General features: G+C 69.4%; 13 protein-coding genes and 2 pseudogenes. 8 read left to right on the plus strand and 7 right to left on the minus strand.

Features of this window, described 5'->3' with window-relative positions; all coding sequences use genetic code 11:
• Positions 1-52 precede the first annotated feature (52 nt).
• Positions 53-475, plus strand: a complete 423-nt coding sequence (locus PV410_RS40875) for a TspO/MBR family protein (protein ID WP_500331652.1) — start codon at positions 53-55, stop codon at positions 473-475.
• 630 nt (positions 476-1,105) lie between these two features.
• On the opposite strand, the gene PV410_RS40880 is transcribed toward PV410_RS40875, so the two are convergent.
• On the minus strand, positions 1,106-1,753 hold the full coding sequence (locus PV410_RS40880) for a TetR/AcrR family transcriptional regulator (protein WP_500331654.1): 648 nt from the start codon (positions 1,751-1,753) through the stop codon (positions 1,106-1,108).
• Positions 1,754-2,011: 258 nt separating this feature from the next.
• Here PV410_RS40880 and PV410_RS40885 point away from each other — a divergent pair, with 258 nt between their 5' ends.
• The 3 genes and pseudogenes from PV410_RS40885 to PV410_RS40895 form a co-directional block, all read left to right on the plus strand.
• A complete protein-coding gene (locus tag PV410_RS40885; RefSeq protein WP_500331655.1) occupies positions 2,012-3,259 on the plus strand; it encodes a YncE family protein in 1,248 nt (415 codons plus the stop codon).
• A 102-nt stretch (positions 3,260-3,361) separates the two neighbouring features.
• Entirely contained in the window at positions 3,362-3,586 is a 225-nt protein-coding gene (locus tag PV410_RS40890; protein ID WP_500331657.1) for a hypothetical protein, read from the plus strand.
• 206 nt (positions 3,587-3,792) lie between these two features.
• Positions 3,793-3,885 (plus strand): annotated as a pseudogene (locus PV410_RS40895) (PAQR family membrane homeostasis protein TrhA); the annotation flags it as partial.
• A 352-nt stretch (positions 3,886-4,237) separates the two neighbouring features.
• Here the strand turns inward: PV410_RS40895 and PV410_RS40900 are convergent.
• Positions 4,238-5,206: an ArsR/SmtB family transcription factor gene (locus PV410_RS40900; protein WP_500331659.1), complete on the minus strand. Its 969-nt coding sequence runs from the start codon at positions 5,204-5,206 to the stop codon at positions 4,238-4,240.
• Positions 5,207-5,395: 189 nt separating this feature from the next.
• Here PV410_RS40900 and PV410_RS40905 point away from each other — a divergent pair, with 189 nt between their 5' ends.
• From PV410_RS40905 to PV410_RS40915, 3 genes are all read left to right on the plus strand, one after another.
• Entirely contained in the window at positions 5,396-5,863 is a 468-nt protein-coding gene (locus PV410_RS40905; protein WP_500331660.1) for a peptidoglycan-binding domain-containing protein, read from the plus strand.
• 847 nt (positions 5,864-6,710) lie between these two features.
• A complete protein-coding gene (locus PV410_RS40910; RefSeq protein ID WP_500331662.1) occupies positions 6,711-7,157 on the plus strand; it encodes a cupin domain-containing protein in 447 nt (148 codons plus the stop codon).
• Between the two features lie 454 nt (positions 7,158-7,611).
• The gene (locus PV410_RS40915; RefSeq protein ID WP_500331664.1) at positions 7,612-8,799 is read left to right on the plus strand and encodes a serine/threonine-protein kinase; all 1,188 of its coding nucleotides are present in this window, start codon (positions 7,612-7,614) and stop codon (positions 8,797-8,799) included.
• Positions 8,800-8,929: 130 nt separating this feature from the next.
• Here PV410_RS40915 and PV410_RS40920 read toward each other — a convergent pair.
• The 3 genes and pseudogenes from PV410_RS40920 to PV410_RS40930 all read right to left on the minus strand — a co-directional run.
• A pseudogene (locus PV410_RS40920) lies at positions 8,930-9,140 on the minus strand (IS110 family transposase); the annotation flags it as partial.
• A gap of 527 nt (positions 9,141-9,667) precedes the next feature.
• Positions 9,668-10,540 carry an NAD(P)-dependent oxidoreductase gene (locus PV410_RS40925; RefSeq protein WP_500331665.1) on the minus strand — a complete coding sequence of 291 codons (873 nt, stop codon included), beginning with the start codon at positions 10,538-10,540 and terminating at the stop codon, positions 9,668-9,670.
• Between the two features lie 54 nt (positions 10,541-10,594).
• Positions 10,595-11,518, minus strand: coding sequence for an SDR family NAD(P)-dependent oxidoreductase (locus PV410_RS40930; RefSeq protein WP_500331667.1), 924 nt, complete (start codon positions 11,516-11,518; stop codon positions 10,595-10,597).
• 132 nt (positions 11,519-11,650) lie between these two features.
• On the opposite strand from PV410_RS40930, the gene PV410_RS40935 reads away from it, so the two are divergent.
• The gene (locus PV410_RS40935) at positions 11,651-12,538 is read left to right on the plus strand and encodes a helix-turn-helix transcriptional regulator (protein WP_500331669.1); all 888 of its coding nucleotides are present in this window, start codon (positions 11,651-11,653) and stop codon (positions 12,536-12,538) included.
• 249 nt (positions 12,539-12,787) lie between these two features.
• Here the strand turns inward: PV410_RS40935 and PV410_RS40940 are convergent, their stop codons facing one another.
• Positions 12,788-13,162, minus strand: a complete 375-nt coding sequence (locus PV410_RS40940) for a fic family toxin-antitoxin system, toxin component (protein ID WP_500331670.1) — start codon at positions 13,160-13,162, stop codon at positions 12,788-12,790.
• Positions 13,163-13,574: 412 nt separating this feature from the next.
• Positions 13,575-14,162: a hemerythrin domain-containing protein gene (locus PV410_RS40945; RefSeq protein WP_500331672.1), complete on the minus strand. Its 588-nt coding sequence runs from the start codon at positions 14,160-14,162 to the stop codon at positions 13,575-13,577.
• Between the last annotated feature and the right edge of the window lie 158 nt (positions 14,163-14,320).

The following is a 14,320-nucleotide window of genomic DNA, read 5'->3' on the forward strand; positions in this document are numbered from 1 at the left end:
CAATCGCCGACCGCGCTCGCATCAGGGGCGTTTCCGGTGAACGCGGTCCGTCGTGGCCGATACCGCCGGCCGGGGCACTCGGGGTACTGGCAGTGCTGCTGGTCAACGCCTGGCTTCACCAACTCTAGCCTCGAGCACACCTACCCTCGGCAACCTGACGCTTACTGCCAGAAACAGGCGCAGGACAAGCGGCTCTCCTGGCGGCTCGCCCGGAGCAGGGCCGCAGGGCGGCGATCCAGTCGAGGTCTTCAGCGCCGGGTCGAGCGCGGCTTGGAGTTGGCTCTTTTTTGCCGCCCGCAGTCCCCGGGCCGGATTGGTCGGCACCCTGCTGCTGGACGTCAGCACCCTGCACCTCATTCGAACCACATCCCGTACCGACCGGGGCGCGGCCACGGCGCTCTTGCCTTACGCCGCATGGCGCTGGTTCGCCACCGCCCTGAACGCCAAGATCACGCAGCTCAATCACTGCTCCTGATGGCCGCAGTGCCGACTCACGGCACTTGCGCGGCCGCCATTCACGTTCTGGCCAGGACCGACCGACGTAGTGGATCGCGCGACGGGTCAGCCGTGGTCCGTCGGCGGCGCACTGGACCTGGGCGATCTCCCACAGGTAGCCGTCAAGGTCTCGGCAGCCAGCGGTATGCGTATCCCGGCGCCGGTCCATCGGCCCGTTGACGAGTTCGCCGCGGCCGCGCCGAGTTCCGCGCACTTCGCATCGACGTCGCCCACCGACAGTGCAGACCAGGCGCCTACCGGGCTCGCGTGAGGCCGCGGTCGTCGGCTCGATGGGTTCCGGGATGTGCGTCGTCCGCCACAGGTTGCTGATCGTCGCGCCGAGGCCACGTGCTGGAGCAGGCAGGCTCGGCTGGCTGATGGCCACTTCCTCCGCTCCAGCCGCGTGGCCGCCTCGGAGGCGGTGAAATACCTGTGATCATCCGACCGGGGGCACAGCGCGCCGCCGCGCGCCCCGAGGCGCGGTGTGGTCCCGCGCGGTCGCATGGTGTGTCGGGGTGCGCGATCACCTCAGGCCGGAGCCGACACCGGCGGAGTCCCCGCCGGACGGCACCGCGCACCCGCCGCCCCTACCGGGTTGCGGGCCTGCCGCTCAGGTGGCGATCTGGTAGCGGCCCAGAAGGAGTTGGAGGAGTTCGTCGGCGATGCCCTCCAGGGAGGTGTCGACCCAGCCGACGACCCAGTCGTGCATAAGCCCGTTGACGGCGCCGATGAAAGCTGCGGCGGCGATGCCGTAGTCGTGGGGGCGGATCTCGCCGCGGGCGACGGCGTCGTCGGTGATGGCGCGGAAGAGGTCGATCCAGCGGGCGCGGCGCTCCAGTCGCTGGAGGTCGATGCGCGGGCTCACACCCACGACTTCCACGTAGGCGATCCTGGCGTACCGCCGGTCGGAGGCCGCGCACTTGACGTAGGCGTGGAGCATCCGGGTAATCCGCTGGGCCAGCGGGAGGTGCTGAATCGTGGGCAGGACGCCGAAGACGGCTTCTTGGGCGGCGTCGTTGACGATCAGGTGTAGTTCGGCGAGCAGGTCCTCGACGCTCTGGAACTCCTCGTAGAACTGGCGGCTCGACAGGCCCGCCTCCTTGCACAGCGCGGCCAGCCGCGTCCCCCGGTAGCCCGGCTCGCCGCCGAACATCTCCAGGCCCGCCTCCAGGAAACGGGCGCGACGCTCCGCCTGCCGCTGCGCCGCGTCCTTGCCCCCGTACCGGCCTCCCGCCGGGGTGAATCTGCCCGCCACCATGCCCTCCGATCGGCGATGAGGAGATTTTCCCCCACGCGGGGTTGTGAACGGGACTCATCGCTACCTACCATCCGGTAACGCACTCTGAACTTGGGCGGTTTCGAAGTTCAAACCAGCGCTGCCGCGCGGCGCATCGCCCGGCCACGCCCCGGAAAACCGGCTCGAACACTGTGCGCCGCCCTCCTCGCGCGGGTGTCGGCGGCCCGGTGGGCTCAACTCCTCAGTTCCCACCAGCAACCAACCCCCTGGAGCCCCCACATGCACCCCATGTCCCGCCCCGTCAGGCTAAGAGCCCTGCTCGCGGTCGGTGCCGTCACCGCGGCCTGCATCTCCGCCCCCGTCTCCGCGCAGGCGACCCCGGCCCTGCAGGAGGTGATGTTCGTCGGCAACAACTGGGACGGCACCGCAACCGTCATCAAGGCCCGCGGCGACTTCGCCAGGATCGGCCGCATCAACGTCATCCCCGACAAGGACCGGCGGCTGGCCGAGATCTATCTCAACCCTATCAAATTGATCTACTTCCTCGGCATCCGCGAGACCGTGGGCGAGGGCCACGACCAGTTCGTCGACGACATGTACGCCACCCCCGACGGCACAGCCCTGGTCGCCTCCCGCCCCAGCTTCGCCGACGTCGTCTCCATCGACCTCGCGACCGGCGACGTCAAGTGGCGCTTCCCGGTATCGGGCTACCGCTCGGACCACATGGCCGTCTCCCCCGACGGCACCCGTGTGGCCGTGTCAGCGTCCACGTCCAACACCGTCCACGTCCTCGACATCAACACCGGACGGGAACTCGGGAAGTTCACCACCGGCGACAAGCCGCACGAGAACATCTTCAGCAGGGACGGCAGATACCTCTGGAACATGTCGATCGGCGAGGTCAACAACGACTTCGACGCCCCTTGGCAGGACTTCCTCAAGGGCGACCGGAAGATCACGATCGCGGACACGTCCACCTTCCAGGTCGTCAAAACGATCGACATGCGTACCCGCCTCGACGCCGCCGGCCGCAGCGATCTGTCGGACGCCGTCCGCCCGGCCGCCCTCACCCCGGACGATTCCAAGCTCTACTTCCAGGTCTCGTTCTTCAACGGCCTCGCCGAGTACGATGTCGCCACCGACAAGATCACCCGGGTCAAGGCCCTGCCCAAAAACCCGGACACCAGTGACGACCGCACCACCTTTGTCAACGACTCCCGCCACCACGGCCTGTCCATGAGCCCGGACGGGACCAAGCTATGCGTCGCCGGAACCATGGACGACTACGCCACCGTCGTCGACCGCGCCACTCTAGCCGAGGGCCCGCTCGTCCCCGCAGCCAAGCCCTACTGGGCCACCGTCAGCGGCGACGGCAACTCCTGCGTCATCTCCGAAAGCGACGCGGACCAGGTCACCGCCATCGGTTTCGCCACCGGCCAGAAGATCGTCTCGGTCCCGGTCGGTGACCATCCCCAGCGCGTGAGACTGGCCCACATACGCGCCGGCTGGACCGGCCTGACCGGCTGACCTCGACGGCGGGGCGGGGAGCGTCCACTCCCGCGAAGGCCGGGCAACATCGTATGGAGCGCCTCGCTGGCCAACCTTCACCCCGGGCACACCGACACGTACGTGGACTTCCGCAACGCCGACCGAGCGCCCCTGCTCTTCCTCTCCGGCGAGTACGACCACCTGATGCCCCCCAAGGTGCAACTGTCCAACGCCGGGCACTACAAGGCGGAGGGCACCACCACCGAGGTCAAGGTATTCCCCGGCCGCTCCCACGTAATGGCCGTCCAGGAAGGCTGGCAGGAGATCGCCGACTACGCCCTCAACTGGGCGCTCGCCCACTCCTGAGCCGCGCCCGTGACGCGTTCAGGACGGCATCTCCGCGTCCTGAACACCCGCAAGGAGCGGCCATCGCTCGATTCGGCCCAGTCGCTCATTCGGGCGCCCGGAATAGGGGTCACAGGGGCTGGACTCCTAGGCGAACGGGCCGGTCGTTGTCAGGGTGGCGACCGCGCCCGCCCCCTGGACTCCCCTCCTGCCGCGGGCGGGGCCGCCGCGGCACCTGGGGCCCTCCCGGGGAGGCTGTGCTATGGCGGCTGGACCACGCGAACATCTTTGCGATTATTGCGGGCACCTACACGCCGCTGAAACCACTGCCTGACACACGATGAGCACGGCGCGGAGGTCGTGCACCTGCACGCGGGCCGTGAGCATCGCGGTGGGGACGCGACGCAGCGTGGCGCCGTTCCGGCGGGCCGGGCGCGGCCGAGTCGGGGCCAACCGGTGGCACGCGGTCCGGGGCCGGGCCGGGCTCGGCCTCCGGCGGGCGCCGTCCGATCGCTGACGGATCAGCTGATATCGGACAGGCGGTGGTGAAGGGCTGTGCACTGTGTCGATCCCGATCCACAGCGGTCTGCGTCGGCGGTGTGGTCAGCAGGCACACTCAGCACCGGCACTCGGTCCGGCAACAGCGTCGTCCGCGACCGTGCACCGACGGAGTCAACGCCTGGTGCTGTCACCGCGCAGCAGTGCCTGCCCAAGAGGGCTGAGGGTATGCAGGACCGCGCTGCCGGTGCGTGTGGTGGTGATCAGGCCGGCGTTGCGCAGAACCGCGGCGTGCTGGCTCGCGGACGGCAGCGAGACGCCTACCCGCTCGGCAATCGTGGTGGTGTTGGCCGGGTGACGGGTGGCGGCCAGAACAGCCGCGCGGGTCCGGCCGAGCAGCGGGCCAAGTGCGTCCGCGCTGCCGATGGCAGGTTCCCCCGCATGCATGGGATACACCAGAACGGTGGAGGCCTTGGGTCGGTACATCAGTGCCGGACCGCCGAAGTAGGAGGGGACCAGAACCAGTCCCCGGCCGCAGAGGGGCACCTCGATGTCGCTCGAACCCGCCCAGGGGATGTGCAGCGTGGGGGCTTCCCAGCGCCAACAGGAGCCAAGTGTGGCCAGCAGCCCATCGGTTCCGCCGCGCAGCAGCGTCTCGGCCCTCAGCGCACGGTCGGCGGCAGCCTGAGCTTGGATCTTTGGCCACCAATCGGACAGGCAGGTGTCAAAGTACCTGTGCAGGTCCCTGGCCAGGTTCTGACGTGCGCTCGGCGCACCGTCAGCCAGTGCTCTCAGACGGCGCTGGGTGCCGGCGGAGGCCGGCAGTTGCTCGATGTCAGCTGCCAGCTGGTCGGCAGGCGTCAGGGCGGCCAGCGCGACGCTCGATCCGAGGTCGTCAGACAGGTGCAGCAGAAAGTCGGGAAAGTTGCCCTGCCGGGGAACCAAGTCGTGCAGGATCCCCGCCCGGGCGGCTGCTGTGGCTCTGTGCTCCCGGTGCCACTGGACGACGCCTGGCCGCTTTCCCTGCCCTCTGGCAAGTCCGGTGCGCAGCAGGCGCACGCTGGATGTGACTCCTTCCAGCGCTGCGGGCGTCATGAGAGTGATGTTGCGCAGATCGGCGGCGGTGAACTGCAAGCGCATCATGCTGACCGATCCTGATCTGCCCGGGACCCTTTTGGCCAGGCGTGAATGGCGTGGCGGCTGGATCTGCCTGCACAACAGACTCGTTCCCGGCAGCCTCCGGCACGACGGACTGTTGCAGTGAGAGCTCAAGCGTGGCGCCCTGACCGGCCGTCAGCTGCGCCGCATCACCGACAACGTGAAGGGGAACGAATGCGATCGAAGGTTTTGACCAGGACGCTCCTCAGCGTCACTGCTGTGGCGGGAATCGCAGCCGGGGGGCTTGCCGGGGCTGGACCCAGCATCGCCGCCCCCGTACCGGCCTCGCCGGCAGCCGCGAGCCCGCGCAGCGTATCCCCGCTGGCAGTGGTCAACCTCGGCCTGAGCACCACGCAAGCGAGGTACGTGCAGTGCTGGCTGAAGTACGGGAACTACGGCTACACCGGTGCGCTCGACGGCCAGTTGGGCACCGAGAGCTGGAAGGCCTTCCAGCGCTACCTCAAGCCTGCCTACGGCTACTCCGGCGCCATCGACGGAGTCGTCGGCAGTGGCACCGTGAGCGCCCTGCAGCGGATGCTGAAGGCCCACTACGGCTACACCGGTGCCATCGACGGCGTCGCGGGATCAGGAACCCAGGCCGCGTTCAAGACCTTCGCCAACGCGCAGCAGACGTTCTGCTGAACTGAACCTCCCGCGGGCCGGCGGGATCGACCGCCGGCCCGTGCCTGGCGATGCCGGGGCCCGCCTGAGGAAGCGAGGCGGGCTCCTCCCTCTCATCCGAAGCAGCGACGGCGGGTGCGGGGGCGCCACGACAGCGGACTCAGGGTCGCGCCGTATGCGCTTCGGTCCGGCGGCAGCATGCCCACCGATGACGACCACGAGGTCGCCGAACGGAGGGCGGACCCGCGCCAGCGGTACTCGTTGACGGCACCACCGAGATGTGGTGCGCAGGAGTCTGCGGCCTTCGGGCTCGTGCACGGTGAAGGGCTCCGGTCGACACCGGGGCCGGCGCCGCGCCCAGAGGGGCGAGCTCGTCACAGCACCGCCGGTGGGCGGCCACGATCGGCCGTGCGTGGTAGCTCTCGTCCGTCGTCAGGCGGTCTCCTCCCGTTGCCGGGCGTCTCTGCGCTTCTTGACGGCGATGACGGCGGTGACGGACGGCGATCGGACCGGCCCAGGATGGCGGGGACGGCGTTGGGCAGGGCCCACCAGCAGAGCAGCACGAGCGACGACGACAACACCCGCCGTCACCGTCAGGTTCCCATCGGTGACACGGTGCGATGGGTCTGATGCCGCCATCGCCCGGATTGTGGCGGCCGCCCCCAGGAGGCAGGGTGGTCTCGGGACAGGCGCACGGCGTCTCACGGATGCGGCTGAAGCCCGTCCTCATCGTGAAAGCACGATGTGTGAGCCCGGAACCCGGCGAGGTCGCTCGCCGCCGAACGGGTGGCCCAGTAGTGCACCGGCCCGGAAGGCGGTGGCCGACGCAAGATCGTCCACTCCGGGCGGGCTTACGGAGGTGACGTACATGTCAGAGGAGAACCCGGTACACACGCCCGCTGCCGAGAGCCACGAGGTCTCGCTGCCGCCCGAAGTCAAGATGCTCCAGGAAGTCACTCCGCCCTTCTTCCCCGAAGGCGGTTCGGGAATGACCATCCTCGTCGAATGGCCTCCCGGTCACCCCGGGCTCCCTCCGCACCGCCACTCGGGGCCGTCATTCGGCTACGTGATGGAGGGCGCGATCCGGTTCGAACTCGAGGGTGAGCCGGAGCGTGTGATCAAGGCCGGCGGGACGTTCTGGGAGCCAGGTGGTGATGTGATCCACTACCAGGACGGTAACGCCTTGACGGACGCGCCGACCAAGTTCGTAGTGATCATGGTGTGCGCGCCGGGTCAGCCGATGCTCACGTTGGTCGACGAAGAGGAGCTGAAGGGACGGGCACACCTACGGGCTCCACGCCCTTCCGCGGGCTGACACGCGAGTCGACGAATTTCAAGGCGCCACCGCGAAGTGGTGCGTGGCGGCCGCTTCGGTCACCCGGCGGACGCCGGTCGGGTCACCGTGCCTGGCGGCGGGGCAGCGGAGTGCCGCCACGCCACTCACCGGCGCCCCCTTCTGTCGGGATCACGCACTCAGGAGCCTGACGCCAGCGACTCGACCGGTGGTCGATTGTGTCGGTCGGGCCGGCCTCGCCTGCGGATCGTCGGCGTGGAAACGGTTCGGCGCAGATGCGGGGGTTCTCCGCGTGCGTGTGGCGGCCGCATCCGTCAGCGCATGCCTGCACCGCCGTGCGGGCGCCTCTGCGTGGCAGGCAGGGCGGTCGGCGGACTCGCGCCAGGTTTGTACGCTGGATGGCGCCGCGCCGCACATGCTACTCACGGGTAGATGTGGTGCGAGACGTTGTCGTGGGTCAAGGAGCGGTGCGGGCGTGCTGGTGGCGGAGCGGTATCGGCTGGAGGAGCCACTGGGGCGTGGGGGCATGGGAGAGGTATGGCGGGCCGCCGATCAGGTGCTCGGAAGAGCGGTGGCGGTGAAACTGATGCTCGGCGACGCTGATGCCGAGGCCGCCGGCCGGTTCCGCCTGGAGGCCAGGACAGCGGCCCGTCTCAACCATCCCCACGTCGTCAGCGTGTACGACTTCGGCTCGCATGACGGCCAGTTGTACCTCGTGATGGAGCTCGTCAACGGGCGCAGCCTCGCTCAGGAACTCGCTGCGCACAGCCCGGTGGACTCCGTGCGGGCGTCGGACATCGGTGCTCAGGCTGCGGCGGGGCTGGCTGCGGCGCACCGGCAGGCCGTCATCCACCGCGACATCAAACCGGCCAATGTGATGGTGACCGTTGAGGGCACCGTGAAGATCGCCGACTTCGGGATCGCCCGATTCGCCGACGAGGCGTCCCGGGCGCTCACCGCCACCGGCCGGGTGATGGGCTCGAGCGGCTACCTGGCCCCCGAGCGGGCGCTGGGTCGCCCGGCCGAACCCGCCTCGGACGTCTATGCCCTCGGCTGCGTCCTGTACGAGCTGGCAACCGGCCGGCCCCCGTTCGTCGGCGAGACCCCGCTGGCGGTGATCCACCAGCACGTCGACGCGGCGCCGGTACCCGTCAGGCAGCTCAACCCGGCGGTGTCGGGCGCGCTGGCGGACTACATCCTGTCCCTACTGGCCAAGGACCCGGGCCGGCGTCCCACCGCCGACCAGATCGCCGACTGGCTTGCCGCCTCGGCAGGCCAGCACCCCGAGCGGCGGTCAGCGACGCCGGCAGGCATCGAGCCGACACCCACGGCGACCCTGCCCGACGCGGCCGCGTCCCGCCTGTACGGGCGAGGTGCCGCGCAGCCGCGGCGCACTCGCATCCTGGTCGGTGTCGCCGGGCTTGCCGTGTTCGGGGCTGCGGCAGCCGTCGGTGCGGCCTGGAGCTCCGACGGCGACGGCGCCTCGTCACCCGGGCCGACGTCGTCTCCTTCCCCTGCTGCCACTGTGCCCCCCGTACCCTCTGCCGAAGTCTCACCGCCAGCCGGCGGCACGTCGCCAACCTCCCGGACTCCGCCCGGCCCTCGCGGCAAGGGTGAGGAGCACAAAGGCAAGGACCACAAGAAGCACGGTCACGACGACTGACGGGCACGACGCCACTCCCGCACGTGCCTTTGGCACGGTGTACTGATGCTTCGGCTTGGCAGAGTGACGTTGGGCGTCGAGGGTCAGGGCGGTGCCGGGCGTGAAGCCGCCCGGGGTGCCGGGCCGGTACAACGGACGGGTGAAAGCGGGTGAGCAGGCCACGGATACGGTGGGAGGTGCGCGGGTCGCGTCGACCACCAGGGCCTGGTCGAAGCCGGCCAGGACGGTCAGTTCGGCCGTGACCGTGTCGGTCAGTGCCCCAGCGAGCGCCGGGTGCGTGTGCGCCATGACGCGTGCGAAATCCCGATGACGGCGGCATCACCGGCATCCGCCGGGCCCGGTGACACCCCCTGCCTCATTCCGGCAGGGAACGGTCACGCCGGGCCGGAAGGCCGGCGGCCCGCTGGCAGGACTGCGGAGAGGACAACGGGAGAAGACGCTCGGCGCCCGCTGCTACCCGACAACGCCCGGATGCTTGGCGAGGAGCACCTGCGCGGCACTCTTGCCACCGGCCGCCTCGCCGACCTCACCGTTCCGGACCGGGACCCCGCCCACTACCCCCGCGACACCCCGCGCGACCTCAACCCCACCACACCAAACCTACTTCGACGGCAGGTCGCGGACCGTAACCCAAGGTGACGACTCGGCCGACCAGCTCATGCCCGAGGACAGGAGGGGGAGAGCGCCGCCCGTGTCACCCGCGGTGCCGTTCACGACGTGCGCATCGGTGCCGCACAGCGTCGCTGCGGTCATGCGAACCAAAAGCGCGTCCCGCTCGACGACCGAGGGGATCTCGACATCGAGCAGGGTTCCGGGGCTCGCCGTGGGTGGTCAAGACGGCGGCGCGGCTGTCGCCGGGATCCTGGCATCACGCGTCACCCCGCTCCGCTGGGGCGTTCTTCCGGGTAAGTGCCACCATGCGGGCCGTTTCGACCAGGCCCGCGGCGCCGGCGAGGCCGCGTACCAGCACCTCGGAGGGGTCACCGCCACCTGCGCGCACGGCGTCGGCGAAGTGGTGCATGTCTTTGTGCATGAGAGTGTGTACGTGTTCGGCCAGTTCCGGCGTGATGTCGCCCCCGAGGGCGCGGAGCGCCGCACTTCCGCCACTACTGGCGGAAACCACCTCGATGAGGGCCGGAACGTCCAGACCGACCTGTGCGGCCAGGCCGAGGACGTCCTCGGCGTTCTTCATGTTGGTGATGGTCAGCGCGTTGTTGAACAGCTTGGTGAACTGGCCCGCGCCGGCCGGTCCCATCAGCTTGACCGTGTCGCTGAACGTGGCGAACACCGGCCGGGCCGCCTCGAAGGCGCCCCGCGACCCGCCGGTGAAGGTGGTCAAGGCGCGGGCGCGGGCGCCCGGGCTGCCGCCGCTGACGGGTGCGTCGAGGTAGATCCCTCCGGCCCGGGCGACGTGTTCGGCGATGCGTACGGCCTCAGTGGGGTCACCGGTGCCGTGGTTGACGATGATCGTCCCGGGAGCGACAGCGGCCAGGAGGCCCTGGCCGTCCAGAACGTCCCAGAGATCGGCGTCATCGCGCAGGCACAACCCGATCATCTGGACGGACGCGCCGATCCCAGGCACGGTGCCGTGAACGGTGTGGGGGACATTCTCCACCGCGGACAGGGAGGCGGGGCGCCGGGCCCATACATGCAGTTCGAAGCCGTGCTCGCCGATGGCTTCCGCCATGGGGCCGCCCTGGTCGCCTAGACCGATGAAACCGACTTTCGAGATTGCCGTCATTGCAGTGATCCTTCGTTGGTGCGGGTCAGGAAGCGGAGACCGGACCGCCTGCCCTCAGCGGACGATGTCGCCGGCCAGCTCCCACAGGCGCTCGGCGTTGGCCGGGTCCAGCGCGTAGCGGGCCACGCCGGGAACACCGAGCTGCGTGGGACGGCCGTCGACCACCGGCGCCTCGTTGACGTCTTCGAAGTAGCGGCCGCCGACCCCTTCGACCAGGGGCGACGCGGCGAGGAACACGGTGGTCGCGGCGCCCTGCTCGACCGTCTTGCGGTACGGCTCGGGTGTCCGCAGGCCACCGGTGTGGCGCTGCAGATTGGTGGCGATCGCACCGGGGTGCAGGGCGTTGGCCGTGATGCCATCGCCGGCCCAGCGGCGCTGGGCCTCGACGGCCAGCAGGACCTCGGCCGTCTTGGACTGCCCGTAGGCGGTGAGCGCGTCGTACGGGCGGAAGCGGAAGTCGACGTCATCGAAGACGACGGGAGAGAACAGGTGGCCGCCGGAGGACACCGAGACCAGGCGCGCACCCTCCGCGTCGGCGAGGGCGCCGTGCAGCCCCAGGGTCAGGGCGAAGTGCCCCAGGTAGTTGGTGGCGAACTGCTGCTCGTGGCCGGCGATGCCGCGCTCGAGTTCCGGCGGCATCATGATTCCGGCGTTGTTGATCAGAACATGCAGCGGCCCCTGCCAGGCGGCGGTGAACGCGCGTACCGACTCCAGGTCGGACACATCGAGGCGGGCGACGTGGATCGCGTCGTTCCCGGTGACCTGGCGCAGGTCCGCCGCGGCCTGCTCGCCGGCCTCGGGACGGCGCACGGCGAGCGTGACCTCGGCACCGGCGGCCGCCAGAGCGCGGGCGGTCTCGACCCCGATGCCCGAGTTGGCACCAGTGACGACCACCCGCCTGCCGGACAGGTCGACGCCCTCGATCACCTCAGAGGCGGTGCTGTCGCGGTTGAACTCGGTGGTGAAGAGCTGGGACATGTGATGCGTTCCTCCTGGTTCGCGGACTGTGCCGCCAGGCTGCACCGAACGCCGGCAGGCGGACCAGGACGGGCTGAGACTGGGACCGGCAGGGCCACCCAGGAAATCGGAATGCCTTCGTACGCTGGAAACATGCCAGCCATCGAAGACGCCAACGCACTGGGCCGGTACCTGCGCGCCCGCAGGGAGCTCATCTCACCCGACGAGGCCGGCGTTCCCGATCAAGGCAACCGGCGCGTCCCGGGGCTGCGCCGCGAGGAGGTCGCCTTCCTCGCGGGAATCAGCTCCGACTACTACAACCGTCTGGAACAGGGCCGCGACAAGAATCCCTCCGAGCAGGTCCTGCGCAGCATCGCCCGCGCTCTGCGGCTGGACGAGGAGGCCACGGCGTACCTGCTGCAGATCGCCGCGCGGAAGAACCCGCAGCGCAAACGGCCCCGCAGGCCCGAGAAGGTCAGCGAGGGCCTGTGCACCCTCATCCGCTCCTGGCCGCTCACTCCGGCGTACGTCCACGGCATGTACATGGACGTACTCTCCGCCAACGACCTCGCCATCGCGCTCTCGCCATTCAACGCCCCCGGCCACAACGGCATCCTCGCCGCGTTCCTGGAACCCGAGATGCGAGAGCTCCATCAGGACTGGGACGACATGACCGCCCGCGTCGTCCCCTACCTGCGTTCCATCGTCGGCGCCGACATGCACGACCCGCGACTCGTCGAGATCGTCGGCGAGCTCACCCTGAGCAGCGAACGCTTCCGCACGCTCTGGGCCCGCCAGGACGTCAAATACAAGACCAGCGGCACCACCTTGTTCCGCCACCCCCAGGCCGGACCGCTGGAACTGCGCTACGAAAAGCTGCTCATACCGAGCGCCGGTCAGACGCTGATCACCTACCACGCGCAGCCAGGCAGCACTTCCGAGGAACGCCTGCGCCTCCTCGCAAGCATGATCGCTCCGGACCATGTAGGAGGCACAGGCGCCGTCGCCGACCAGCCCGCTCCCGGACGCACCGCGCCGTAGGCTCCCGCAGGCGTCCGGCAGCCCCGTCGCCCGAGCCGGGTCCAAGAACGTGCGCGGCGGCTACCGTCGCCGCCATCCGCCCGTAGGCCGGTAGCGCAGCGGGCCGACCCAGCTCCTCGGCCGCGAGAGGGCGGCAGGGGCGCAGCGGCGTTCCGGGAAAGGTCGGGTGCCCGGGGCGTCCATACGACGTCACCACCGGCACCCGGCCCACACAGAGCCGGGGTCTCCGACGCCTGAGCGCACGACCGCCTACGCCGCCACCCATCCCCGGATGGCCTCTGCGACCGCCCGCACGTCCAACGCGTCCCGGTCGATCCGCGTCGCGAGTTCCGCCGCTTCCTTCGCGCCCACGGTCACGATGGCCCCGCTCGCCGTCAGGTAGGCCGCCGCCACCACCGCCCCGAACAACTCGTTGGCGTACTCCAGCGCCGGTATCCGGATGAGCTGGTGCATCAACGCGGCTGCTCGGTGGTGCACCTCCGTGTAGACGGGGGTGCCCATCACCTTGTCCGCGTGGCGCGCCACAGCGGCCGCCATCGACCCGAAGTCGGTGATCTCGGGGTCACCGGGCATGTTGCGATGTGCGAGGTCCAGCAGCCACGCCCGGTCAATGTGGACGATCACGCAGCGGCCCCCGCGCTGCCATCGGCCCGGGGGTGCCCGAATTGCTCGGCGAAGGTATCGCCCCAGGCGTCCGCGAAATGAGCATTACCCTGGGTGACAATGATCCCTGGCGTTGACCGCTATGCCCGCCCCATCCACAGTCAGGCCGCGGCGCTCCAGTCGGAACTCAGATGGTCCACAAGCGAAGCCCTGTGCAGCGCAGCCACGGGCTCCAACAGGTGGGGTGCCGAAGCAGGGACGCGGCGCGCCGATCATAGGCGTCCGGGGCAAGGAGCCGGGGAAATCACTCACTGCCTTCCCACCACCTTCTCACCAAGTGAGGCAGAGCGGTCACAGCGCGTCGGAGCCCGGGCCGCCGACCTCACCACGGCGAGCCGGCCCGCTCCTCCGGCCAGGACCTCGGACCCTGCCCTCAGTGACGGCTGCGGGCGGCTTCGACCGCGTCCTTGACCCGGTCCAAAAGTGAGGCGAACGGGCCCATCACCCATTGCGCTGTCGTTGATCCGGCGACCCTGGGATGCGGGTGTGTGGGCGCCATGGAAAGGACCGACTGCAGGTGGTAGCCCATGGTCCTCAATTGATCTCGGTCACAACCGGCGAGCACGGCGGGGAACTCCTGCTGTTCCTCCCGTTCGGCATGCGTGATGACGGCTCGTTCGAAGTAGGCGAACTTCTTGTCGAACTCGTCGCTGTCGACATCCATCGTCTCGAGTTCGGCCAGTGTCTCGCTGGCGAACTTTTCCTCGAGGTTGCGTGCCTCGACCTCTGCCTCGCCGGCGGCGCGTTTGGCAACCGGCCGCAGGATCATCTCCTCGGCGGTCTCGTGGACGGCGAGTGTGGCACGGAGCTTGTCGAACCACTGCTGCCTCTCATCGCCCCGCGTTTTCTTCACGTTCGAGAACAGGTCCCGGATGTGAGCGTGCTGCTGCAATAGGATGCGTACGACATTGCCACCCGGCAGGTCGTCTGCTCGTTGACGTTCGCTTTTCGCGTCGCCCATGGCTCTCCACCCCGCTCACGTAGCATTGGTGCACTTCTCGAGCCTCCCAACGGAGCACCTGACCGCAACGAGCTGCCCCAAACGAAACGCCCACTCGTCGGGCCTCTGCCGAGATCAGGCTGAATAAGCAGGAGCACGTTCAGCCTGCTGATCAGTCC

Origin of the sequence: Streptomyces sp. PA03-5A, from assembly GCF_033792725.1 — a bacterium.
Lineage (GTDB): Bacteria > Actinomycetota > Actinomycetes > Streptomycetales > Streptomycetaceae > Actinacidiphila.